We start from the raw sequence: 21,331 nt of genomic DNA on the forward strand, positions 1-21,331 counted from the left end.
CCTGGCCGACGGAGTGCAGGCGCGCGTCACTCATCCTTGGCCACCGCGCACTTTCCAGTGTTTAACGTCGTCGCCAAACACGGTTTGCTTCATCTCGTGCGCCAAGCCATAGGCCAGCGATTCATGGGCCGCGATGACTTTTTCTTCCGCCGACAAACTTTTGAAAATATCCAGCTTGGTGGCGGCCGTAGCGGTTTCCACTTCGAAAATCTTTACGTACCGCGCCAGGTCGTTATCGAGGCTGGAAAGGTATTCGCGCAGACGCTGGTGATCGACCGAACTCTGGTTGAAATACCAATTCATCGGGTGAATCAGAAAGCGTGAGTGGGGCGCTGTAATGCGGTGCTGGGCGGCCAGGTACATGATGATGCCCATCGACTCGATGTTGCCGGCGTTTATGGCCATGACCGGAATCGGCAGCGATTTTAAAAAGGTATACAGGCTGAAACCGAAGTTGGTACTGCCACCCGTAGTGGACAAGTTCAGCAGCAAGGAGGTGGCACCTTGTTCCATGGCTTCCAGGCAGCAATCACGAAAATGCTCGGTGGTGCCTTGATCGATTTGGCAGTGAAAGTGAACGATATGTTCGGTCATCGGCTCGCCTCGTTAGCTGCAGGTCGTCTTAGCCGTTGAGCCAGAATGGGGCGGGAAAGTTGCACTGTTCCGACGAGGGAAGGGCTGCTCCTCAGGCTAAGTAGGGGTGAGGGTCTGACAGCGCAGACCCTCGTTTGCATGGGCTCGTTTTCACTTACCCGCGGCCGCCGCCGTGGCTGTTCTGACCACCTTTGCGGCCGGCTTCAGAGGCTTTCTGACGATCGTTGGCGAAGTTACCGCCGCTGGCTTGGCCGCCTTTTTTGCCGGCTTCGGAAGCTTTTTGACGGTCGTTAGCGAAGTTGCCTGGGTTCTTATTGCTAGTAGTCATGATCTGTCTCCTAAACAATTTGGTGACCGGCGAAATTGCCCGCCACAGAAAATAGGGCCGGTGCAAATCACGCTTGGTTCAGGATTTTTTTAAACGATAAATTATTGATATATAAGCGATATTACGGTGATGCCAAGGACCGGTATTATGGCTATGCCGGAACCATCGTTACGCAATCACCACGCCATTAAGGGCGCAACGGGCACCCATCGAATCGGCGGAACCTCCCGCCTTAGCAGGCAGTCGTCCTTACCAGTCCTGGTAAACAACGGAGCCCTGCCCATGAGCGATACCGTCGCTGATTTCCTTCTCGAACGCCTCAGCCAGTGGGGTGTGAAACGCATCTTTGGTTACCCCGGCGATGGCATCAACGGCATCATGGGCGCGATGGGGCGCCACGCTGAACAGTTCGATTACATCCGCGTGCGTCACGAGGAAATGGCGGCCTTCATGGCCTGCGCCCATGCGAAATTTACCGGCGAGATCGGCGTGTGCATGGCCACCTCAGGGCCGGGCGCGATTCACCTTTTGAACGGCCTGTACGACGCTAAACTCGACCACCAACCGGTGCTCGCCATTGTCGGCCAGCAGGCACAAACCGCCCTGGGCAGCGACTACCAGCAGGAAGTCGATCTGCACACCTTGTTCAAAGACGTCAGCGCCTACGTGGAAACCGTCGGCAGCCCCGTGCAGCTTCGCCATGTGCTGGACCGCGCGTTGCGCATCGCCGTGGCCGAGCGGCAGGTGACCACCGTGATCGTGCCCAACGACGTTCAGCAGATGAAAGCCGTGGCCACACCGCCGCAGAAACACGGCGTGGTGCAATCGGGCTTCGGCTTTATTCCACCGCGCCCTTACGCCCGTGACGACGATTTAACCGCCGCCGCTGAACTGCTTAACGCCGGCCGGCGCGTGGCGATTCTGGTGGGCGCGGGCGCCATCGGTGCGCACCTGGAAGTGGAAGCGGTGGCCAACGCGTTGGGCGCCGGCGTAGCCAAGGCGCTGCTGGGCAAGGCGGTGCTCAGCGACGACTTACCTTATGTCACCGGCTCCATCGGTTTGCTCGGCACCCGCGCCAGCGATGAGTTGATGCGCCGTTGCGACACGCTGCTGATGATCGGCACCACGTTTCCCTATGCCGAATTCTTACCGAAACCCGGCCAGGCCAAGGCGGTGCAAATCGACCTGTTCGCCCGCAACATCAGCATGCGTTATCCCATCGACCAACCGTTGCTCGGCGATGCCAAGGAAACGCTGCAGCGCCTGCTTCCCTTGCTTAAACCTAAACGCAGCAAAGCCTGGCGCCAGGGCATTGAAAAGCAGGTGCAGCGTAGCCGCGACGAACTGCACAGCCGCGCAATGAAAAGCGCCGAGCCGGTCAATCCGCAGCGCGTGTTTACCGAGCTGAGCGCGCAATTGCCGGCGGATGCCATCTTGTGCGGCGACAGCGGATCGCACACCAACTGGTACGCGCGCGACGTCAACCTGCAGCCCAGCATGCTCGCCTCGTTGTCGGGCAAGTTGGCCTCCATGGGCAGTGGCGTGCCCTATGCCATCGCCGCGAAACTGGCGCACCCGCAGCGGCCTGTCATCGCCATGGTGGGTGATGGCGCCATGCAAATGAACGGCAACAGCGAGCTGCTTACGGTGCAGCAGTATTGGCAACGCTGGCAGACGCCGACCTTTATCGTGCTGGTGCTCAACAACCACGACCTCAATCAGGTGACGTGGGAGCAGCGCACCAAAGCCGGCGACCCGGAGTTCACTCCGGCGCAGCACGTGATCGACTTTCCGTATGCACGCTATTCGGAGCTGTTGGGCTTTGAAGGCATTCGGGTGGACTCGCCCGAGCAGCTCGCCGACGCCTGGAAGCGTGCCCTGGCGGCCAAGCGGCCGGTGCTGTTGGAAGTGGTCACCGACCCCAGCGTGCCGCCGCTGCCGCCGCACATCAGTTTCGAACAAGCCAAGGCACTGGGCGGCTCCTTGCTGAGCAACGACCCTAAAGCCTGGAGCGTGATCAAACAAAGCGCCAAGCAACTGCTGTCGTAAGCCAATGCGCGCCATGGAAAAAATGCCTGAACCTGACGGCGCTTGCCGTGGCCGAAATTAAGACAGTCAATGCCGGAGGAAACCGTCATGCCCGAGTTAAACGCCTACATCTGGATAGGCTTGTGCGCCATTCTGGTGGTCCTGGATATCTGGGCCATCATCAGCGTGTTCCGTAGCAGCAAGAGCGTTTCGACGAAATCGCTGTGGGCCCTGGCCATCGCCATCTTCCCCGTGCTGGGCCTGATTTACTGGGCCATCGCCGGGCCGCGCGGCATGGGCGGTGGGCCCAGCTCGGCCGAACACAGTAAAGGCTAAGGCGCTGCGCGATGGGGGTGAGAAAGCGCGAACGCGACCTGAGGGATTTGCCCGCGCTGCTGCGCGCCAACGCCGAGTCATTGCCGGCCGTGGATGACCCCGCGTTCGGCGCGCTGTTCAGCCGTTACGCAGACGCCAAGGTGGTGCTGATCGGCGAAGCCAGCCACGGCACCGCCGAGTTTTATCGGGCGCGTGCGGCAATCACCCGGCACCTGATCGAGCACCACGGTTTCAACATTGTGGCCATCGAAGGCGACTGGCCCGACGCCGCGCGCATCGATGCCCATGTGCGTCATCTTCCGCAAACCGCACACAGCGAACCGCTGTTCGGACGCTTCCCAACGTGGATGTGGCGCAACCGCGAGGTGTTGGAGTTTGTGCGCTGGCTGCATCGCCATAACCAACCGCTGGCCGCCGCGCAGCGCGTCGAATTTCGTGGGCTGGATTTGTACAGCTTGCGCTCGTCTATCGAGTCAGTGCTCAGCTACCTCGACGCCAACGACCCCGCGCGCGCGGCCGAAGCGCGCAAGCGCTACGAATGCCTGACGCCCTGGCAAGACAACCCCGCGGCCTATGGCGAACGGGTAGAGTGGGGCGGTCGCGACTCGTGCGAGCAAGCCGTGCTCGACCAGTTGCACGAATTACTCTGGGCGCGCCTGGAAAGCCTCGAAGGCAGCGAGGCGATGTTCAACGCCGCGCAGAACGCCCGCGTGGTGCGTGCCGCCGAGCAGTATTACCGCTTGATGTACCGAGGCTCCGCGCTGTCGTGGAACCTGCGCGACAACCACATGTTCGACACGCTCAAGCAGTTGCTCAAACACCGAGGCCCGAAGGCCAAAGCGGTGGTGTGGGCGCATAACTCACACATCGGCGATGCCGCCGCCACGGCCATGGGCTGGCAGGGGGAATTCAATCTCGGGCAGCTCAGTCGTGTGGCCTGGGGCGAGGAAGCGGTGTTGATCGGCATGGGCACCGACCGTGGCGAAGTGGCCGCCGCCGACGACTGGGGTTCGCCCATGCGCTTCAAGCGCGTGCAGCCTTCGCGGCCCGACAGTTGGGAGCAGCAGTTTGTGCAAGCCGGCGTGCCGCAATCGCTTACCGACTGGCGCGGTGCCGACAAACAGGGCCTGCGCGACGCCCTCAGCGAAACCTTGCTACAACGCGCCATCGGTGTGATTTACCGGCCGCAAAGCGAGCGTCAGAGTCACTATTTTGAAAGCGTACTGGGCGAGCAGTACGACGCCTACCTATGGTTCGAAACCACCACGCCAGTCACGCCGCTCGACGCGCCTGCCGGTGAGGCCAGCCACGAAACCGACACCTATCCGTTTGGCCTGTAGCGCGATTAAGGGGAGGGCGGGTCGTACTCGTTCACGTAGGCAACCTTGCTTTGCATACGGCCGAGCAGATTCACCAGGGTGTCGACTTCTTCCGGGGTGAAATCACTCAGCAAGCGGCGCTCACGTTCCAGCGCCACTTTCAGCACGCGATCATGCAAGACGCGGCCCTGTTCGGTAAGGCTGACGGTGTAGCGGCGGGCATCGCTGCTGTCGGTCTGGCCGCTAATGGTGCCGGCTGCTTCCAGTGCTTGCAGCGAGCGGCTTACCGCACTTTTGTCCAAGCCGATGGCCTGGCACATCTGGTTGGCGGTGATGTTGTCTTCCACTGCAAGCAGCGCAATCAAACGCCACTCCACCACACCAATCCCGAAATGTTTGCGGTAGCTGATCGAGGCGCCCGTGGCCAGTTTGTTCGCCAAAAACGTAAGCAAAGCGGGAACGTAGCGGTTGAGGTCCAGGGGGGACGAGTCGGTCATGTTGGGATGGCCCTTGGGTCAGATAAACGGCACTGGCAAATTAGTTGACACCGCAACTAAATGATTGGAATCTACTCCGCAGCCGCGTCGTGCGCGTGCTGCTCGCATCATATGCGACAGCCGAACCCACAAAAATAAATAACAGGCCGCTCAGCATGAACCGCCCGATTCTCGTCTCGCCATCAAGCGCCTGCGCGCGCGCGCCGTAAGCTCAACCTTCGCTTAAACCTTCCCCGTATTTTTTGCAGCCACTTCAATGTGGAGGGTGTTTTTATGCTCAGCGTTTTAGTCCGTCGCAAGGTCATCGAGGCCGACGACATTTGTAGTTTTGAACTGTGCGCCGCCAACGGCGAGCCGCTGCCAGGTTTTAGCGCCGGTGCGCATATTGATGTGCACACGCCGGCCGGTGTCGTGCGCCAGTACTCGTTGTGCAACCCGCCAGGCGAGCGCGACCGCTATGTGATTGGCGTGCTGCGCGATGCGCAGTCGCGCGGCGGATCGCAGGCCATGCATGAGCAGGTAGAAGAGGGGCACACGCTGCGCATCAGCGAACCACGCAATTTATTTGCCCTGGCCGCTGACGCCCGTTCGCACCTGCTGATCGCCGGTGGCATTGGCATTACACCGATCATCGCCATGGCCCATGAACTGAGCGCGAAGGGCGCCGACTTCGCGTTGCACTACTGCTTTCGCTCACCCGCGCGTGGGGCGTTCCTGGCGACGCTGGCCGACGCGCCGTTGGCTCAACACGTAACGCTGCACGACGACAGCGAGGGCGACCGATTGGATCTCGCCGCCGTCTTGAATGCGCCCTCGGCCGACCGCCATGTGTACGTCTGCGGTCCGCTTGGTTTTATCGATGCCGTACTCAGCGCCGCCCACGCCGCAGGCTGGCCGGACGCACACGTGCACCGCGAATTCTTTAGCGCAGCGCCGACGGATCACCACGGCGATCAGCCGTTCGAAGTCGAGCTCGTACGCTCCGGTCGAGTGTTTCAGATTCCATCGCAGCGCAGTGTGTTCGAGGTGCTGGACGAGGCCGGGGTCGAGATTGAAACCTCCTGCGAACAAGGCATCTGCGGCGCCTGCGTCACGCGTGTGCTCAGCGGCACGCCCGACCATCGCGACCAGTTTATGAGCGAAGCCGAACACGCCAAAAACGACCAATTCACCCCGTGCTGCTCGCGCGCCAAATCGCCGCGACTGGTGCTGGATTTGTAACCCCATCGCCTGAATACCGGAGCTTTCTATGACCGTGCCTGAATCCACAGCGCTTGGCTACGATGCCGCCGCCCCCGCCATTTCCACCTTCCCACTGAACCAGTGGTACGTGGCCGCCTTGGCCTGGCAACTGACGGACAAACCCGTGGGCCGCACGTTATTGAACAAGCCCGTGGTGCTGTTTCGGACCGCCGACGGCCAGGTGGCGGCGCTGGAAGACCGCTGCTGCCACCGGGCCTTGCCGCTCTCCCACGGCACGCTCGACGAACAGGGCATTCGCTGTGGCTACCACGGCTTGCTGTTCAACGCGGCGGGCAAATGCGTGGAAGTGCCGGGGCAGGAAAAGATTCCCAGCAAAGCCAAGGTGCCGGCGTACCACGTACGTGAGCGCGACCAGATTGTGTGGATCTGGTTTGGCAGCGCCGCGCACCCCGAACCCACCTGCGAGCCACCGGCGTATGAGGTGCACAGCAGCGGCCTCTACCTGTTCGATGGCGACGTGTACCACTACGACGCGCCGTACCAACTTATCCACGACAACCTTATGGACCTCAGCCACCTCGGCTACGTGCACCTGCGCACCATTGGCGGCAACGCCAGCATTCACATGAACGCGCATATGAATGTCGAGAGCGACGAACACAGCGTGCGGGTCACCCGCTATATGCCGGGCTCGGTGCCACCGCCCACCTATGTGGCCGCGTATCCGTTCAAAGACAAGGTCGACCGCTGGCAGGAGATTGAATTTCACGTCAGCCACCTGCGCATCTGGACCGGCGCCGTCGATGCCGGTACCGAATCGCTGCACAACCCTGAGCGCGGCGGCTTCCACATGCGTGGTTTTCACGGCGTAACGCCGGAAACGGAGACCACCAGCCACTATTTCTGGACCATCGCCACCAACCCGCAAACCGACCAGGAAGCGGTGAAAGCCAAGGTGGTCGAACAGACGGCGCTGACGTTTGAAGAAGACAAGGTAGTGATCGAAGCCCAGTACCAAAACATATGCCGCTTCGGTACGCCGTCGATGATCGACATTCACGTCGACGTGGGCGCCAACCGTGCGCGCAAAATCATCGAACGGTTGCGCCAGGATTCTTGATACCCCGCCTGTTTGCCCATAAAAAACGCCGGACACACCGGCGTTTTTTGTATTCAGCGGCACAAATTAGGCGGTACGTCCACCCAAGGTTTCCGCCACCCAATCGGCAATGTAATGGCCGGCGTTAATGCTGTTATCAAAACTCGAATGCTGCACACCGCCTTCACGCTCGGTGAAGATTTTCAGCTCGCGTTTCGGGCTGTTCACCAATTGCTCGTAGGTGCGGTGCGCCCATTTCAGCGGAATCTGCGAATCCTTTTCGCCGTGGGTCACCAGGAACGGCACCTTGATGCGGTCGAGCACGCCGTCCAGGTGCACGTTTTCGGCGATGGCCATGAAGTCGTCCTGATCCTTCGCGCCCCATACCCAGCGCACGTGCGCCCAGTAGTGCGGTACCGGAAAGCTGCCTTCTTTTTCCAGGCGACGTTTCTGCACATCACGCCAATCGTGGTTGGCCCCCCACACCACGCCACAGGCGAAGCGAGGTTCAAACGCCACCGCGCGTGGGCAGTAATAGCCGCCGAGTGAGACGCCTTCCAACCCGATGCGCTTGGCATCGAACTCGCTGCGGCTTTCCAGCCAATCCACCACGCGGCTGGCCCAGTGTTCACTGTCGTAACGCGCTGTGAGATTGTGCAACCGCAGCGCTTCGCCAGTGCCCGGCTGGTCGATGATCAACGAGGCGACGCCGCGTTTAGCCAGCCAGGCGGGCAGGCCGACGCGGTATTTCATTTCCTTTGTGGAATCCAGGCCATTGACCTGCACCAGAATCGGCTGCGGGCCGCTCACGCCTTCGGCACGCACCAGCAAGCCGGAAATGTGAGCGCCTTCGTATGGAATTTCGACCCGCTCGCAGTTCTCCTGCGACAGCTCGATGCCTCGGGCGAAGGTGTGCAGAAAGGTTTGATACAGCGCTGTGCGGCCTTCGGCGCCGTGCGCTTGCAGGCGTTCGCAGGTGAGGTAGTAGGTGGCGGCGCGGTTGTATTTTTCGCCGGCCGACAGCAAGCGGCCGTGCTGTTCGTCTTCTTCGGCAAGGCCGCAGAGTTTGTCGGCCATCTTCTGCCAGGTTTCGCGGAAGGCCTTGGTGCCAGCGGCGTCGGGTTGCTTGGCGGCCTCTTGCAACGGCGCGCACATTTCCTCGATCTCGCCGAGGCGGGCGCCCATTTCGATGGCCAGGTCGACGGAGAGGTTCCAGACGTAGTTGGTAGGGAAGTAGCGGAACATGGTTGTTGTTGTCCTTATTCGTGCCAGGCGGAAGTGGGCCAGGCAGGCCCGTGCTAGTGGGCACGGTAAGGAGCGGCGAGGTAGTTGGCCAATCGTGAGTGGGGATGTGAGGTATCGGGTGGGGCGATACCTGGGTGGGGTTGGATTTGGGTCGAAGGCATCGTGGCTAAAGTGGAATGGCGGCACAGCCGATCCCACAAAGTTACTGTGGTTCTGTGGGAGCGGCTTTAGCCGCGAGATTTTGATTTGCGCGTGATCTGTCTATACCGCGCCTGTTATCAAAACCTGCGTCACATCCAAGATTCTGGATCCCGAATCGTCGGACCGCCGCGTGCGCGAGGATGACGGGTGTCTTGAACAAAACCTCCGTCACCACCGCACGCGCCGAGCTTTTTACCGCGCCCGTCATCAAAACCTCCGTCATCCCCGCGCACGCGGGGATCCAGTATTTCAAGCCGTACACGTTAGCTCGGCAAAGGTATTCATTACGCCGCCTTAGCCTGATCCACGCTCTGAATAAACGCACTGATGCGTTCCCTCAACCACCGGTGCATCGGGTCGCCGTCCACGCTGCGGTGCCACAACATCACTTCACGCATCAGCGGAATTTTGACCGGCGGCGGCAAAATCCGTAGCGGCAAATGCGCGGCGTATAAGCGCGCCAAACGCTGGTGCATGGTGGCGATGCGCTGCGTGCCAACCACCAACTGGGGCAGGGTGTTGAAGTCGTTGGTGATCACTTCCAGGCGCCGGTTAAAGCCGTATTGGGTGATAAACCATTCCTCGATGCTCATGTGTCGCGAGCGGCCGAAACCCACCGAGACATGGCCCATCTCCATGTACTTTTCCAGGGTCAGGTGCTCGCCCACTTGGGTGTTGCCGTTCCACACCACGCACACGTGTTCTTCCTCGAACAGCAGTTGCGAAGGGTGACCTTCGAGGGTGTAGCGGTCGGGCACGATCATCAGGTCGACTTCGCCGCGTATCAGCAGTTCGCCGGAGTTGTCGCTGGGGCCGATCATTTCGAACGTGATGTGCGGCGCCTCTTGGTGGATGCGTTCGATCACCTGGGCAAACAGCACGCTGATCAGGTAGTCGGACGTCACCAGGCGGAAGTGGCGCTTGCTGGTACTGGGGTCGAACACCGGCTTGGCGGTGATCGACGATTGAATGGTCAGCAGCACTTCGCGCACCGGTTTGGTCAGCTCCAGCGCGTAGGGCGTGGGCTGCATTCGGCGGCCGACTTGCACCAGCAAGTCGTCTTCGAAGTAGGTGCGCAGGCGACCCAACACGCCGCTGGTGGCGGACTGAGTCATGTGCAGACGTTCAGCGGCGCGGGTGATGTTCTGCTCTTCAAGCAACACATCCAGCGCCACCAGGAGGTTGAGGTCCAGGTGGTTGAAACGCATGGCGGTCAATCTCGTTCTTGTATTTATTTTGGCGATACATTCGAGTCAAACCATCGCTTCGTCAACCCTGCCTCGGAATTCTCCTGCTCCGTTTTCGGCTATCCGCCAGGCGCTATGGGTGTGCGCGCTGGTATCGCGTTTGCCGATAGGTCACATCCCAACTCGCGATTAGTCAGCTGCCCACACCGACGGCACAGTTCGCCGCAGTCGGCCGTGACCGACACCACCACCGGCGTCGTTCTCCTCGCGCCGGATCATAATTTCAATGGAGTGGTAGCCATGAACATCATTGGCCTTGACGCCCTGATCTTTGGTGTCGATGACATCCAAGCCTGTACCGATTGCCTGCGTGACTACGGCCTGCACCCTGTGGGCGTTGACGCCAACGGCGGGCGCTTTGAGGCGTTGGACGGCACCGCCGTCGTCATTCGCCGCGCCGACGACCCAACCCTGCCAGCCGCCATCGGCCCGGCTCCGTCCATTCGCGAAACCATTTATGGCGTCGCCAGCGCCGCCGACCTCGATGCCATCGAAGACGAACTGGGTCGCGACCGCCTGGTAACCCGCGACGAGCAGGGCGTGCTGCACAGTGTCGACGACCTCGGTTTCGCCATCGGCTTCCAGCTCACCGTGCGCAAAGCCTTCACCGCACCGGCAGATCTCAGCAACGCTCCCGGCCATGAGCCGCAGCGCCCGCTGAACCAACCGGGCATCACCCTCGACATGGCCGCCGTGCCGCGCACTTTGTCGCACGTGGTCTATTTCGTGCCAGACGCGGCCAAAGGCGAGGCGTTCTATGCCAACCGCCTGGGCTTTAAAACCACCGACACTTTTGTCGGCGCCGGCCCGTTTATGCGCCCGGCAGGCTCGGACGATCACCACTGCCTGTTCATGATCCAGACCCCGCCGCACATGAAAGGCTGCGAGCACTTCACCTTCCACATGGGCAGCGGCACCGAAGTGCTGTTGGCCGGCCGACGTTTTGAGCAGAAAGGCTGGACCAGTTTCTGGGGCCCGGGCCGTCACCTGTTTGGCTCCAACTGGTTTTGGTACTTCAACAGCCCGCTGGGTTGCCACATTGAATACGACGCCGACATGGACAAGCACGACGACGCCTGGGAAGCCCGCGTTGCGCCGCTGACCGCCGATAACTCGCAGCTGTTCCTGTTCACCTCGAAAGAGAAATGGGCGCCGGGTGGTCCGCCACCCAAGCAGGGCTAAGCGGTGGCCGCAGGTGAAATTGCCCTGTGCCGCAGCGAGGACATTGCCGAAGGCCAGGCCCGGGGTTTCGACCCCGAGCAGCGCGGCAAAGACAGCCTCTTTGTGCTGCGCCACAACGGTGAAATTCGTATGTACCGCAACAGCTGCCCGCACTTGGACGTACGCCTGGAATACCGCAAGGACCGATTCATGTCGGCCGATGGCCAACTGATCATGTGCTACGCCCACGGCGCGCAGTTTCTTCCGGCGACGGGGGAGTGTGTGTACGGGCCGTGTTTGGGGGAGCGGTTGCAGGCGGTGGCGTGGCGGGAAGAAGAAGGGTGGTTGGTTCTCGAAGCGCCACATTTCTAGTCCCCTCTCCGCTGCTAGAAGGCGACACACAAATCCAGTCCCCTCGCCCCTTTGGGGAGAGGGTTAGGGTGAGGGGAGCGGTGTTGGATTGGGCGCCGATCGTGCGCGCAGTGGCCCTCACCCCCGGCCCCTCTCCCGCGAGCGGGAGAGGGGTGCAGAGCCGTTGAGTTTGTTTTGGGAGAGGGGTGCAGAGCCGTTGAGTTTGTTTTGGGAGAGCGGTGCAGAGCCGTTGAGTTTGTTTGGGACGTATCTCCCCACGCGATACATCCCATCCCTATAAGCGATTAGTCATCTTCCTGCTTTGCCGGGAAAGTGGCCCACAACGAAGCGGCGCGTGCGCCGTTCGGCGAACAAAAATAAGAAGTGAGACATGCCATGAATGCAGTCAACGCGGTTAAAAAAGTCTTGGTGGTGGGCGGTGGTATTGGTGGGTTGTGCGCCGCCATCGCACTACGGCGTAAGGGCATTGCGGTTGACCTGATCGAGCTGAAAGCCGAATGGACCGTGTACGGCGTCGGCATCATTCAGCAAAGCAACGTAGTGCGTGAGATGGCCAAGCTGGGCGTACTCGACGGCTACCTCGACGCCGCCTACGCCTTCGAAGACGTCGCCATTTATGGCCCAGCCGGGCAACTGCTGGCACGCATTCCAGGCCAGCGGCTCGCTGGGCCGGAGTACCCGGCCAACGTCGGTATTTCACGCTTGGCGTTGCACAAGGTACTGAGCGAAACCGCGATGGAACTGGGCGCTAGCGTGCGCTTGGGTCTTAGCGTTGAAACCCTTACCGAACACGCCGACAGCGTCAACGTGCTGTTCACCGACGGCAGCAGCGGCGACTACGACCTGATGGTCGGCGCCGATGGCCTCTATTCGAAAGTGCGCAGCCTGCTGTTTGGCGACACCTACACGCCGCGTTTCACTGGCCAGTCGGTGTGGCGTTACAACTTCCCCCGCGCTGAGCAAATCGATCACCTGGCCAACTTCCAGAGCGCCGACGGCAATGCCGGGTTGGTGCCGCTGGCGGGCGATCTGATGTACCTGTTTCTGACGTCCCACGAACCGAACAACCCGTGGATGGACACCGCCACCCTTGCCGAAAAAATGCGCGAGCGCATGCAAGGTTTTACCGGGTTGGTGGGTGAGCTGCGCGAGCAAATCACCGACAGCAGCCAGGTGGTTTACAAGCCTATGGAAGTGGTGTTTGTCGACGAGCCTTGGTACCGCGGCCGCGTGCTGATTATTGGCGACGCCGCCCACGCCACCACGCCGCACCTGGGGCAGGGCGCCGGCATGGCGATTGAAGATGCGGTGGTGCTTGGTGAGGAACTCACCGCCGGCGGCAGCGTGGAGGAGCAGTTGCAGCGCTTCATGAAGCGCCGCTTCGAACGCTGCAAATACATCAGCGAGAAGTCGGTGCTGGCCGGCGACAAAGAAATGCAGCACGACCGCGAGTTCGACCGCATCGGCCTGGTCAAGCAAATGCTCGCGCTGACGGCCGAGCCCATCTGATTTCACCCCGCGAATGCCCGTCGGGCGTTCGCGGCATGTACCAACAGCAGCAGTTACCACACCAAAACAAAAACAAGAGGTTAACGCGATGGTTAGGTCCTCGACTGCGGTGCTCGCGCGCCGCTCGGTCTGCATGTCTGCACCCTTTACACCGAGTTTGCTTACCCGAAGTCTCGCTGCCGCCCTGGTGCTGTGCAGCGGTGCGGCCCATGCCTTTCAAGTGGATACCGGCAGCAGCGATTTCAGTCTGCGCTGGGACAACACCGCCAAGTACAGTGCCGCCTGGCGAACTCAAGACCCGAGCCACAAGCTCAGTGAGAGCACGGTTGCCCGCAACCAGGACGATGGCGATCGCAATTTTGAAAAAGGCTTGATCTCCAACCGCTTGGACATCCTTTCCGAACTGGATATGTCGTATCAAAACGTCGGCGCTCGCCTGAGCGGCGCGGCGTGGTACGACACGGAGTACCAGGGCAGCAACGACAACGACAACCCGGCACGCAGCAACCAGCGCTCGGTGGCGTACGACGAGTTCACCGACGACACCCGCCACCTGCACGGCGGCGATGGCGAATTGCTGGATGCCTTTGTGTACTGGAACGGCGACTTGGCCGACCGCTCGCTGTCGCTGCGGGCGGGGCGCCACGGCCTGATCTGGGGCGAAAGCCTGTTCTTCGGCGCCAATGGCATTGCCGGCGGCATGGCGCCGGTCGATGTGGTGAAAGCGCAGTCGGTGCCTAACACCCAATTCAAAGAAATCACCCGGCCGGTCAATCAGTTGTCCGGCACTTATCAGCTCACCGATGAGCTGTCGGTAGGCGCCTTTTACCAACTGCAATGGGAAGAAACCCGGCTGCCAGCTTCAGGCAGTTACTTCTCCACCAGCGACATCCTCGGTGAAGGCAACGAACGCCTCGTGGTCGGCGCGCCATTCCCGGCATTTCTCGGCGGCAACCCGGACAGCCCGGCGGCGTTTTATCACGGCAAGGACAAAGACGCGAAAGACTCGGGGCAGGGCGGCTTGCAGCTGAAATACAGCGCCGAAACCGTCGACTACGGCCTGTACGCGATTCAGTACCACGACAAAACGCCCAAGCTCTATCTCAAGCCCGGCACCGGTGCGCCGGACTTCGCCAGCGGCAAGATTGGCGAGTTCTACTGGGTGTACCCGGAAGACATTCGTGCGCTGGGCGCCAGCTTCTCGACCACCGTGGACGAGTACAGCTTTGCCGGCGAAGCCTCGCTGCGCTGGAACATGCCGCTGGTGTCCAACGGCGTCACGATTCTGCCGGGCGTGGAAGCCGACAACGATGACGACGCCCAGTACGCCGTTGGCCGCACCGCCCATATCAACCTCAACGTGCTGGCCTCGTTCGGCCCGAACTTCGTTGCGCGTGAGTCGAGCTTTGTCGGTGAGATCGCCTGGAATCGCCTGCTCAGCGTCACTAAAAACCGCGCCGCGCTCGACCCGGATGCCACCGACGACGGCCTGGGTTTCAAGGTGGTGTACACGCCGACTTACCGCCAGTTGTTCTCCGGCGTGGATATCTCGATTCCCGTCGGCTTGAGCTATTTCCCGCTGGGCAAGTCGGCGGTGGTCAGCTCGTTTGGCCCCAACCGTGGCGGCGACATGAACATTGGCATCACCGCCACCTACCTGGACCGCGTGACCGCCGGGCTCACCTACACCCATTTCTACGGCGCCGACGACACCAACCTCGACGCCCAGAGCCAGTTCAACTTCAAGCAATCGTTGAAAGACCGGGATTACCTGGCCTTCTCCGTCAAGACCACGTTCTAACAGGACCTGCCCATGACATCGCTGAAAAAGACACCAGCCTTCACGCTCAAAGCCCTGTGTTTTGCCGTGCTCGGCACCCTGGCCCTGAGCAGCCAGCCGCTGCTCGCCGCCTCCGCCGAAGACGCTGCCAAGCTCGGCGCCACCCTGACGCCGTTCGGGGCTGAACGCGCCGGCAACGCTGACGGCAGCATTCCGGCTTGGGATGGCGGCTACACCAAAGTGGACCCGGCTTATAAGCCCGGCGGCAAGCGTTCCGATCCCTTTGCAGCAGACAAACCGCTGTTCAGCATCACCTCGAAAAACCTGGCGCAGTACGCCGGTCAGCTCACCGATGGCACCAAGGAGATGTTCAAGCGTTTCCCTGAAACCTACCGCATCGACGTGTACCCGACCCGTCGCTCGGCTGCCGCGCCGCAGTGGGTGTACGACAACACCCTGAAGAACGCCACCCGCGCCAAGCTGGTGGAAAGCAGCGCCGGGCCGGTGCCGGAAGGCGCGTTTGGCGGCATTCCGTTTCCGGTTCCGCAAAACGGTGCCGAAGCCATGTGGAACCACATCCTCAACTGGCGCGGCACCTCCATTGCCATGCACTTTCGTCACTACCTGATGACCGCTGACGGCAACCAGGTGCTGACTACCGACGGCACGGCCATTCAGGAAATGCCGTACTACTACCAGGACGGTTCGCCGGAAACCTTCGCCGGTGACTACTGGCTGTTCCGCTTGCTCAACGTCGGCCCGCCCATTCGTGCCGGCGAGCAGATCATGGGCCGTACCAATATCAACGGCGACAAATCCCAGGCCCACGTTTACCTGAGCGGTCAGCGCCGCGTGCGCAAGCTGCCCAATGCCTGCTGCGACACGCCGACGCCGGCCACCGCCGGGGTGATGTCGTTTGACGAACTCAGCGTGTTCCAGGGCCGCATGGACCGTTTCAACTGGAAGCTGGTGGGCAAGCAGGAGATGTATATCCCCTACAACACCAACAAGGTGCAGGCCGCCGCCAAGCCTGAAGACCTGTTCCTGGCCCATCACCTGAACCCCGACTACGTGCGCTGGGAAAAGCACCGCGTATGGGTCGTCGAAGCCGAACTGGCTCCGGGCAAACGCCACCAGTTGCCGAAGGGCCGTTACTACCTCGACGAAGACACCTGGCAAGCCATGCTGGGCGACCGCTGGGATGCCAATGGCCAACTGGCGAAAACCCTGTGGTCGCTACCGGCCGTGCTGCCTGACCTGCCTGCCCAGGCGCAATTGTCGTCCGGCTTCTACGACCTGACCTCCGGCGCCTGGTTTGTCCAGAACCTCTACACCGGCCTGTCCGAGCAATACGGCATCGTCGATCGCTACAAAGCATCCGAGTTCTCGCCAGCGGCCATGGCTGGCGCGGGCGTGCGGTAACAACGCGTGGTTTTGCGGTGGATCGCCTGCGGTCCACCGGCTTTTTTCGAATTAAAGGGGCAGGGCATGAACAGAATCTGTCAGGTGGGGCGCGTGTGCATGGCGGCGCTGTTGCCGCTAGCCGCTGCGTTCAGCCACGCCGATGGCGTAGCAGTCGGTAGCGCCTTGGCCACGCCAGCCATGCACGTGGCGGCAGAACAGAAAGCCGTGGTCATTGACCTGGCGCGCGCCGGCGACCGGCTGGTGGCGGTGGGCGAGCGCGGTCTGGTGCTGCTGTCCGACGACAACGGTCAACAGTGGCGCCAGGCCTCGGTGCCGGTGTCGGTCAGCCTCAGTGCGGTGCAGTTTGTCGATGGCCAACACGGTTGGGCCGTTGGCCATGCCGGCGTGGTGCTCGCCACGGCAGACGGTGGCGAACACTGGACGAAGCAACTGGACGGCGTGCGCGCAGCGCAACTGGAGCTGGACGCGGCCAACGCCGAGCTGGCCCAGGCCGCGGATGCCGGCGATGCCGAAGCGCGCGTGCAAAGCGCCGAGCGGCTGGTTGCAGATGGCCCGGACAAACCGTTTCTGGCCCTGCACTTTGTGGATGCCAAACGCGGCCTGATTGTCGGCGCGTACGGCCTGGTACTGGAAACCCTCGACGGTGGCGCCACCTGGCGTTCACGCGGGGGCCACATCGACAACCCCACCGGTATGCACCTGTACGCCATCGGCCGCCAGGGCAATCACTGGTTTCTCGCCGGCGAGCAGGGTTTTCTGGCCCGCTCAAACGACGACGGCGCTTCGTTTCAGCAGTTGCAAAGCCCTTATGCAGGCACGTTCTTCACCCTGCAAACCCGCGCCGACGGGGCGCTGCTGGTGGGCGGGCTGAAGGGTAACGCCTTTATCAGCACCGACTCGGGCGACAGCTTCCAGGCATTGCCCGTGCCCATGCCGGTGTCCTTTAGCGACGCCACCGCCCTGGCCGACGGCCAGGTACTGCTGGCCAATCAGGCCGGCGGGCTGTTTCGCACCGTTGGCAATGGTGCGGCCTTGGTGCCGTTTACCAAGCCCTTGGGCAAACCCGTTTCCAGCGTCATCCAGGCGGCCGATGGCAGCGTGGTGGTGGCTGGTTTCACTGGCTTGTTGCGCGTACCGCAACCGGCCCTCGCTGTATCGGAGTGAGGTTATGAAGTCTCCTAACGCTTCCTTGCCAGGCGTGTCTGGCGAACTGGCGGATTTCAATCCGCGTTCGGGCTCGGTGCTGGAACGCGCGCTGTTCAACCATCGCCTGTGGGTGTTGCTGGTGTGTCTGCTGACCACGGTGTTTCTGGGTTGGCAATCCACCCGCGTCGAGCTGAACGCCAGCTTTGAAAAGATGATTCCCACCCACCATCCGTACATCGCCAACTACCTCGACCACCAGAAAGAACTGACCGGCCTGGGTAACTCGCTGCGCATTGCCGTGGTGAATAAGCAGGGCGATATCTACAACGCCGAGTACCTGAAAACCCTGCAGGCGCTGAGCGACAAGATCTACCTGCTACCGGGCGTGGACCGCGCCTTTATGAAATCGCTGTGGACGCCGGCCACACGCTGGGTGGCGGTGACCGAAGACGGCCTGGACGGCGGCCCGGTAATTCCCGATGACTACGATGGCAGCGCCGACAGCCTGAACGCGCTGCGGCGCAACGTGCAGCTGTCGAACGAGATCGGCCAGTTGGTCGGCTTCGAGCAAACCTCGAGCATTATTTACGTGCCATTGCTGGCGAACGGCGCCGATGGCAAGCCGCTGAACTATGCCGTGCTCTCCGAACAACTGGAGGCGCTGCGCACACAGTTCCAGAGCGACAGTATCGAAATTCGCATTACCGGTTTCGCCAAAAAAGTCGGCGATCTGATCGCCGGCCTCAAGCAGATTCTGCTGTTCTTTGCCGTGGCCATTTTCATCACCACGGTGGTGCTGTTCTGGTACACCCGCTGTGTGCGCAGCACGCTGTTGGTAGTGGCCTGTTCGCTGGTGGCGGTGGTCTGGCAAATGGGCCTGCTGCCATTGCTCGGCTATCAGCTGGATCCGTATTCGGTACTGGTGCCGTTTCTGGTGTTTGCCATTGGCATGAGCCATGGCGCGCAGAAAATGAACGGCATCATGCAAGACATCGGCCGCGGCATGCACCGCGTGGTGGCGGCGCGTTTCACCTTCCGCCGCCTGTTCCTCGCCGGGCTCACCGCGCTGCTCTGCGACGCGGTGGGTTTTGCCGTGCTGATGATCATCGACATCCAGGTGATTCAGGACCTCGCCGTAATCGCCAGCATTGGCGTGGCGGTGCTGATTTTCACCAACCTGATCTTGCTGCCGGTGCTGCTTTCCTATGTCGGCGTCAGCCCACGGGCGGCGCAGCTCAGCCTGAAAAGCGAACAAGCCGAAAACGCCGGCCAGCGCCGTCATGGCTTCTGGCGGTTTCTCGATTTGTTCACGCAAAAGCGCTGGGCCAGCCTGTGCATCGCCATCAGCCTGGCGCTTGCGGCGCTGGGTTTCATGGTCAGCCTGCACTTGCAGATTGGCGACCTCGATGCCGGCGCGCCGGAGCTGCGCGCCGACTCCCGTTACAACCAGGACGACGCCTACCTGACCCGCCATTACGGCGCCAGCAGCGACCTGTTTGCGGTGATGGTGAAAACCCCGCCGGGCGCCTGCGCGCGTTACGACATTCTGGCCAAGGTCGATGCCCTGGACTGGCAATTGCGCGCCTTGCCGGGCGTGGATTCCACCAACTCCCTGGCGCTGCTCAACCGCCGCATGCTGGTGGGTCTGAGCGAAGGCAGCCCGAAATGGTACGAGCTGCAAAACAACCAGGCGATGCTCAACATGATCACCGCCAGCGCCCCACGCGGGTTGTACAACGAAGACTGCAGTTTGCTCACGCTGTATGCCTACCTCACCGACCACAAGGCCGAAACCCTCACGCGGCTGGTGGAACACGTCGAACACTTCGCCGCCGCCAATAACACCGCCGACGCGCAATTTTTGCTGGCAGCCGGCAACGCCGGTATCGAGGCAGCGACCAATATCGTGGTCCGCCAAGCCAACCGCGAAATGCTGTTTTGGGTGTATGGCGCGGTCATCGTGTTGTGCCTGATCACCTTCCGCTCCTGGCGCGCCACGGTGTGCGCGGTCATTCCGCTGATGCTCACCTCGGTGCTGTGCGAGGCGCTGATGGTGGGGCTGAACATTGGCGTGAAGGTTGCCACCTTGCCGGTAATCGCCCTGGGCGTGGGCATTGGCGTGGACTACGCGCTGTATGTGATGAGCATTCTGCTCGGCCATTTGCGCCAGGGCGCGAGCCTGTCCGAGGCGTATTACCGGGCGCTGGTGTCCACCGGCAAAGTGGTGATGCTCACCGGCGTGACCCTGGCGATCGGCGTCGGCACCTGGATGATTTCGCCCATTAAATTCCAGGCCGACATGGGCGTGCTGCTGGCCTTCATGTTTGTCTGGAACATGGTTGGCGCGCTGATTCTGCTGCCGGCCTTGGCGTACTTCCTGTTGCCGCAAAAACAACCCGCCAGCCGTGCCGATGCCGCAGTGGCAAGTTCCGCGCAAGAGCCGCCGAAACCGGTGGCGAACCGTTCTGCGCGCGCCGCCATTCATTGACTCAACAGCCCTCAGAACAACAAGAAGAGTGAATTGCCATGCGTCCTGAGCTTGAAAACATCGAGGCTAAAGCCTCTCCCACAGGTGATCAGCGGTCAGTGTGGGAGCGGCTTCAGCTGCGATTCCTGCGCACCCCGACAATCGCAGGAGCCCGCTATGTCCACTAACCGTCAAGCCGGCTTGCCGCAATCGCTGTTGCTGCTGTTGGGCAGCTGCCTGCCCGTACTCGGTGCGGTGCTGTTGGCACCCGTACTGCCGCGTATGCAGGAACATTTCGCCAGCACACCCGGCGCCACCGTTCTGGTGCCCATCGCCTTGACCTTGCCGGCCCTGGTCATTGCCCTGGTGGCGCCATTCGCCGGTTTGCTGGCCGACAAAGTCGGACGCAAGCCGCTGCTGCTGGTAGCCATGTTGCTGTACAGCGTGTGCGGTTTGTTGCCGTTATGGCTGGATTCGTTGCACGCCATTGTTGCCAGCCGCGCCGGTATCGGCCTGGCGGAAGCGGCGATCATGACCGGCTGCACCACGCTAATGGGCGACTACTACAACGGCGCCCGCCGCGAGCGTTTGTTCGCCATGCAGATGGTTGCGACCTCGCTTTCCGCTGCGGTGTTCATGGCCGTTGGCGGCCTGCTGGGCGAGAACGGCTGGCGCACGCCGTTTGCCTTGTATGCGGTGGGCCTGCTGTTTCTGCCGCTGATGGCCACCTTGCTGTGGGAACCCAAGGGCGACGCCGAACACGCCGGCCCGGTCGTACACACCAGCCCGTTTCCGCTGCGCCGCCTGGCGCCGCTGTATGTGCTTACGGTGCTGGCCGGCGTCAGCCTGTTTGTGGTGCCGGTGCAGGCCGGTTACCTGCTGAGCTTGCTGCACGTGGATGCGCCGCAGCAGATCGGCATGACCATGGGCGCCAACCAGCTCGGTGTGCTGGCCGGCGCGATTGGTTTCCGCATGCTCAGCGGCCTGGCACCGCACAAGCAGATGCTGCTGGCGTTTTTTCTGGCCGGCGTCGGCGGGCTGATGATGGCCGTGGCCGGCAACCACGCACTGGTGGTGATCGCCGTGCTGGTCAACGGACTGGGCATCGGTCTGATGCTGCCCACGCTGATCACCTGGATCATGAGCCAGGTCGATTTCCCCCAACGCGGCCGCGCTGCGGGTGGCTTTACCGCAGCCATCTTTGCCGGCGAATTTGTCAGCCCGCTGGTGGTGCTGGCGATCACCCACGGTGAAAACACGCTGCTGCCCACGGCGCTGGGCATCGTCGCCGCCTTGCAATTGTTGATCGCACTGGCCTGTTTGGGCTTGCCGAAAAACGCCAACCGGGCCGCCGTGATCGGCACCCCGTTGTAA

18 protein-coding genes are annotated in these 21,331 nt (G+C 61.7%); 13 read left to right on the plus strand and 5 right to left on the minus strand.

The genetic code is table 11. The features are described from left to right. Positions 1 to 30: 30 nt before the first annotated feature. Both ACZZZU_RS02635 and ACZZZU_RS02640 read right to left on the minus strand, forming a co-directional pair. On the minus strand, positions 31 to 594 hold the full coding sequence (locus ACZZZU_RS02635; protein ID WP_122496315.1) for an ATP-dependent Clp protease proteolytic subunit: 564 nt from the start codon (positions 592 to 594) through the stop codon (positions 31 to 33). A gap of 154 nt (positions 595 to 748) precedes the next feature. Beyond that, positions 749 to 922 (minus strand): con-10 family general stress protein, encoded by a 174-nt coding sequence (locus ACZZZU_RS02640; protein WP_122496313.1) that lies wholly within the window; start codon positions 920 to 922, stop codon positions 749 to 751. A gap of 282 nt (positions 923 to 1,204) precedes the next feature. On the opposite strand from ACZZZU_RS02640, the gene ACZZZU_RS02645 reads away from it, so the two are divergent. The 3 genes from ACZZZU_RS02645 to ACZZZU_RS02655 all read left to right on the plus strand — a co-directional run bounded on the left by ACZZZU_RS02645 (position 1,205) and on the right by ACZZZU_RS02655 (position 4,626). Continuing rightward, positions 1,205 to 2,971, plus strand: coding sequence for a thiamine pyrophosphate-requiring protein (locus tag ACZZZU_RS02645; protein WP_463549642.1), 1,767 nt, complete (start codon positions 1,205 to 1,207; stop codon positions 2,969 to 2,971). Positions 2,972 to 3,058: 87 nt separating this feature from the next. After that, positions 3,059 to 3,286, plus strand: coding sequence for a PLD nuclease N-terminal domain-containing protein (locus ACZZZU_RS02650; RefSeq protein WP_122496309.1), 228 nt, complete (start codon positions 3,059 to 3,061; stop codon positions 3,284 to 3,286). A gap of 11 nt (positions 3,287 to 3,297) precedes the next feature. Continuing rightward, on the plus strand, positions 3,298 to 4,626 hold the full coding sequence (locus ACZZZU_RS02655) for an erythromycin esterase family protein (protein WP_463549643.1): 1,329 nt from the start codon (positions 3,298 to 3,300) through the stop codon (positions 4,624 to 4,626). Positions 4,627 to 4,631: 5 nt separating this feature from the next. Here ACZZZU_RS02655 and ACZZZU_RS02660 read toward each other — a convergent pair whose 3' ends face one another. Next, the gene (locus ACZZZU_RS02660) at positions 4,632 to 5,102 is read right to left on the minus strand and encodes a MarR family winged helix-turn-helix transcriptional regulator (protein ID WP_463549644.1); all 471 of its coding nucleotides are present in this window, start codon (positions 5,100 to 5,102) and stop codon (positions 4,632 to 4,634) included. 273 nt (positions 5,103 to 5,375) lie between these two features. Here ACZZZU_RS02660 and ACZZZU_RS02665 point away from each other — a divergent pair, with 273 nt between their 5' ends. Both ACZZZU_RS02665 and ACZZZU_RS02670 read left to right on the plus strand, forming a co-directional pair. Beyond that, positions 5,376 to 6,323, plus strand: coding sequence for a PDR/VanB family oxidoreductase (locus ACZZZU_RS02665; RefSeq protein ID WP_463549645.1), 948 nt, complete (start codon positions 5,376 to 5,378; stop codon positions 6,321 to 6,323). Between the two features lie 28 nt (positions 6,324 to 6,351). Further along, positions 6,352 to 7,425 (plus strand): Rieske 2Fe-2S domain-containing protein, encoded by a 1,074-nt coding sequence (locus ACZZZU_RS02670; RefSeq protein WP_463549646.1) that lies wholly within the window; start codon positions 6,352 to 6,354, stop codon positions 7,423 to 7,425. 66 nt (positions 7,426 to 7,491) lie between these two features. Here ACZZZU_RS02670 and ACZZZU_RS02675 read toward each other — a convergent pair whose 3' ends face one another. Together ACZZZU_RS02675 and ACZZZU_RS02680 are read right to left on the minus strand one after the other, a co-directional pair. Next, positions 7,492 to 8,649, minus strand: a complete 1,158-nt coding sequence (locus ACZZZU_RS02675) for an alpha/beta hydrolase family protein (RefSeq protein WP_463549647.1) — start codon at positions 8,647 to 8,649, stop codon at positions 7,492 to 7,494. 485 nt (positions 8,650 to 9,134) lie between these two features. Then, positions 9,135 to 10,058, minus strand: coding sequence for a LysR family transcriptional regulator (locus ACZZZU_RS02680; protein ID WP_463382708.1), 924 nt, complete (start codon positions 10,056 to 10,058; stop codon positions 9,135 to 9,137). A 279-nt stretch (positions 10,059 to 10,337) separates the two neighbouring features. On the opposite strand from ACZZZU_RS02680, the gene ACZZZU_RS02685 reads away from it, so the two are divergent. The 8 genes from ACZZZU_RS02685 to ACZZZU_RS02720 all read left to right on the plus strand — a co-directional run bounded on the left by ACZZZU_RS02685 (position 10,338) and on the right by ACZZZU_RS02720 (position 21,331). Further along, positions 10,338 to 11,279 carry a VOC family protein gene (locus ACZZZU_RS02685; RefSeq protein ID WP_122496296.1) on the plus strand — a complete coding sequence of 314 codons (942 nt, stop codon included), beginning with the start codon at positions 10,338 to 10,340 and terminating at the stop codon, positions 11,277 to 11,279. A gap of 3 nt (positions 11,280 to 11,282) precedes the next feature. Continuing rightward, positions 11,283 to 11,630 (plus strand): Rieske 2Fe-2S domain-containing protein, encoded by a 348-nt coding sequence (locus tag ACZZZU_RS02690; protein WP_122496295.1) that lies wholly within the window; start codon positions 11,283 to 11,285, stop codon positions 11,628 to 11,630. A 375-nt stretch (positions 11,631 to 12,005) separates the two neighbouring features. Continuing rightward, the gene (locus ACZZZU_RS02695; RefSeq protein ID WP_463549648.1) at positions 12,006 to 13,139 is read left to right on the plus strand and encodes an FAD-dependent oxidoreductase; all 1,134 of its coding nucleotides are present in this window, start codon (positions 12,006 to 12,008) and stop codon (positions 13,137 to 13,139) included. A 133-nt stretch (positions 13,140 to 13,272) separates the two neighbouring features. Continuing rightward, the gene (locus ACZZZU_RS02700) at positions 13,273 to 14,940 is read left to right on the plus strand and encodes a DUF1302 domain-containing protein (RefSeq protein ID WP_463549649.1); all 1,668 of its coding nucleotides are present in this window, start codon (positions 13,273 to 13,275) and stop codon (positions 14,938 to 14,940) included. Between the two features lie 12 nt (positions 14,941 to 14,952). Then, complete coding sequence (locus ACZZZU_RS02705) at positions 14,953 to 16,341, plus strand: DUF1329 domain-containing protein (RefSeq protein WP_463549650.1); 1,389 nt, start codon at positions 14,953 to 14,955, stop codon at positions 16,339 to 16,341. Positions 16,342 to 16,407: 66 nt separating this feature from the next. Then, positions 16,408 to 17,508, plus strand: coding sequence for a WD40/YVTN/BNR-like repeat-containing protein (locus ACZZZU_RS02710; RefSeq protein ID WP_463549651.1), 1,101 nt, complete (start codon positions 16,408 to 16,410; stop codon positions 17,506 to 17,508). A gap of 4 nt (positions 17,509 to 17,512) precedes the next feature. Next, the gene (locus ACZZZU_RS02715) at positions 17,513 to 19,978 is read left to right on the plus strand and encodes an efflux RND transporter permease subunit (RefSeq protein ID WP_463549652.1); all 2,466 of its coding nucleotides are present in this window, start codon (positions 17,513 to 17,515) and stop codon (positions 19,976 to 19,978) included. 156 nt (positions 19,979 to 20,134) lie between these two features. Then, positions 20,135 to 21,331, plus strand: coding sequence for an MFS transporter (locus ACZZZU_RS02720; protein ID WP_463549653.1), 1,197 nt, complete (start codon positions 20,135 to 20,137; stop codon positions 21,329 to 21,331).

The sequence above is a fragment of the Pseudomonas sp. AC136 genome (assembly GCF_979258585.1).

Excerpts from the sequence above, each read along its gene's own strand:
- ACZZZU_RS02635 (WP_122496315.1), bottom strand. The coding sequence starts at position 594 with ATGACCGAACATATCGTTCACTTTCACTGCCAAATCGATCAAGGCACC.
- ACZZZU_RS02685 (WP_122496296.1), top strand. The coding sequence starts at position 10,338 with ATGAACATCATTGGCCTTGACGCCCTGATCTTTGGTGTCGATGACATC.
- ACZZZU_RS02675 (WP_463549647.1), bottom strand. The coding sequence starts at position 8,649 with ATGTTCCGCTACTTCCCTACCAACTACGTCTGGAACCTCTCCGTCGAC.
- ACZZZU_RS02715 (WP_463549652.1), top strand. The coding sequence starts at position 17,513 with ATGAAGTCTCCTAACGCTTCCTTGCCAGGCGTGTCTGGCGAACTGGCG.
- ACZZZU_RS02710 (WP_463549651.1), top strand. The coding sequence starts at position 16,408 with ATGAACAGAATCTGTCAGGTGGGGCGCGTGTGCATGGCGGCGCTGTTG.
- ACZZZU_RS02695 (WP_463549648.1), top strand. The coding sequence starts at position 12,006 with ATGAATGCAGTCAACGCGGTTAAAAAAGTCTTGGTGGTGGGCGGTGGT.
- ACZZZU_RS02665 (WP_463549645.1), top strand. The coding sequence starts at position 5,376 with ATGCTCAGCGTTTTAGTCCGTCGCAAGGTCATCGAGGCCGACGACATT.
- ACZZZU_RS02650 (WP_122496309.1), top strand. The coding sequence starts at position 3,059 with ATGCCCGAGTTAAACGCCTACATCTGGATAGGCTTGTGCGCCATTCTG.
- ACZZZU_RS02720 (WP_463549653.1), top strand. The coding sequence starts at position 20,135 with ATGTCCACTAACCGTCAAGCCGGCTTGCCGCAATCGCTGTTGCTGCTG.
- ACZZZU_RS02660 (WP_463549644.1), bottom strand. The coding sequence starts at position 5,102 with ATGACCGACTCGTCCCCCCTGGACCTCAACCGCTACGTTCCCGCTTTG.
- ACZZZU_RS02700 (WP_463549649.1), top strand. The coding sequence starts at position 13,273 with ATGTCTGCACCCTTTACACCGAGTTTGCTTACCCGAAGTCTCGCTGCC.
- ACZZZU_RS02680 (WP_463382708.1), bottom strand. The coding sequence starts at position 10,058 with ATGCGTTTCAACCACCTGGACCTCAACCTCCTGGTGGCGCTGGATGTG.
- ACZZZU_RS02645 (WP_463549642.1), top strand. The coding sequence starts at position 1,205 with ATGAGCGATACCGTCGCTGATTTCCTTCTCGAACGCCTCAGCCAGTGG.
- ACZZZU_RS02640 (WP_122496313.1), bottom strand. The coding sequence starts at position 922 with ATGACTACTAGCAATAAGAACCCAGGCAACTTCGCTAACGACCGTCAA.
- ACZZZU_RS02655 (WP_463549643.1), top strand. The coding sequence starts at position 3,298 with ATGGGGGTGAGAAAGCGCGAACGCGACCTGAGGGATTTGCCCGCGCTG.
- ACZZZU_RS02705 (WP_463549650.1), top strand. The coding sequence starts at position 14,953 with ATGACATCGCTGAAAAAGACACCAGCCTTCACGCTCAAAGCCCTGTGT.
- ACZZZU_RS02670 (WP_463549646.1), top strand. The coding sequence starts at position 6,352 with ATGACCGTGCCTGAATCCACAGCGCTTGGCTACGATGCCGCCGCCCCC.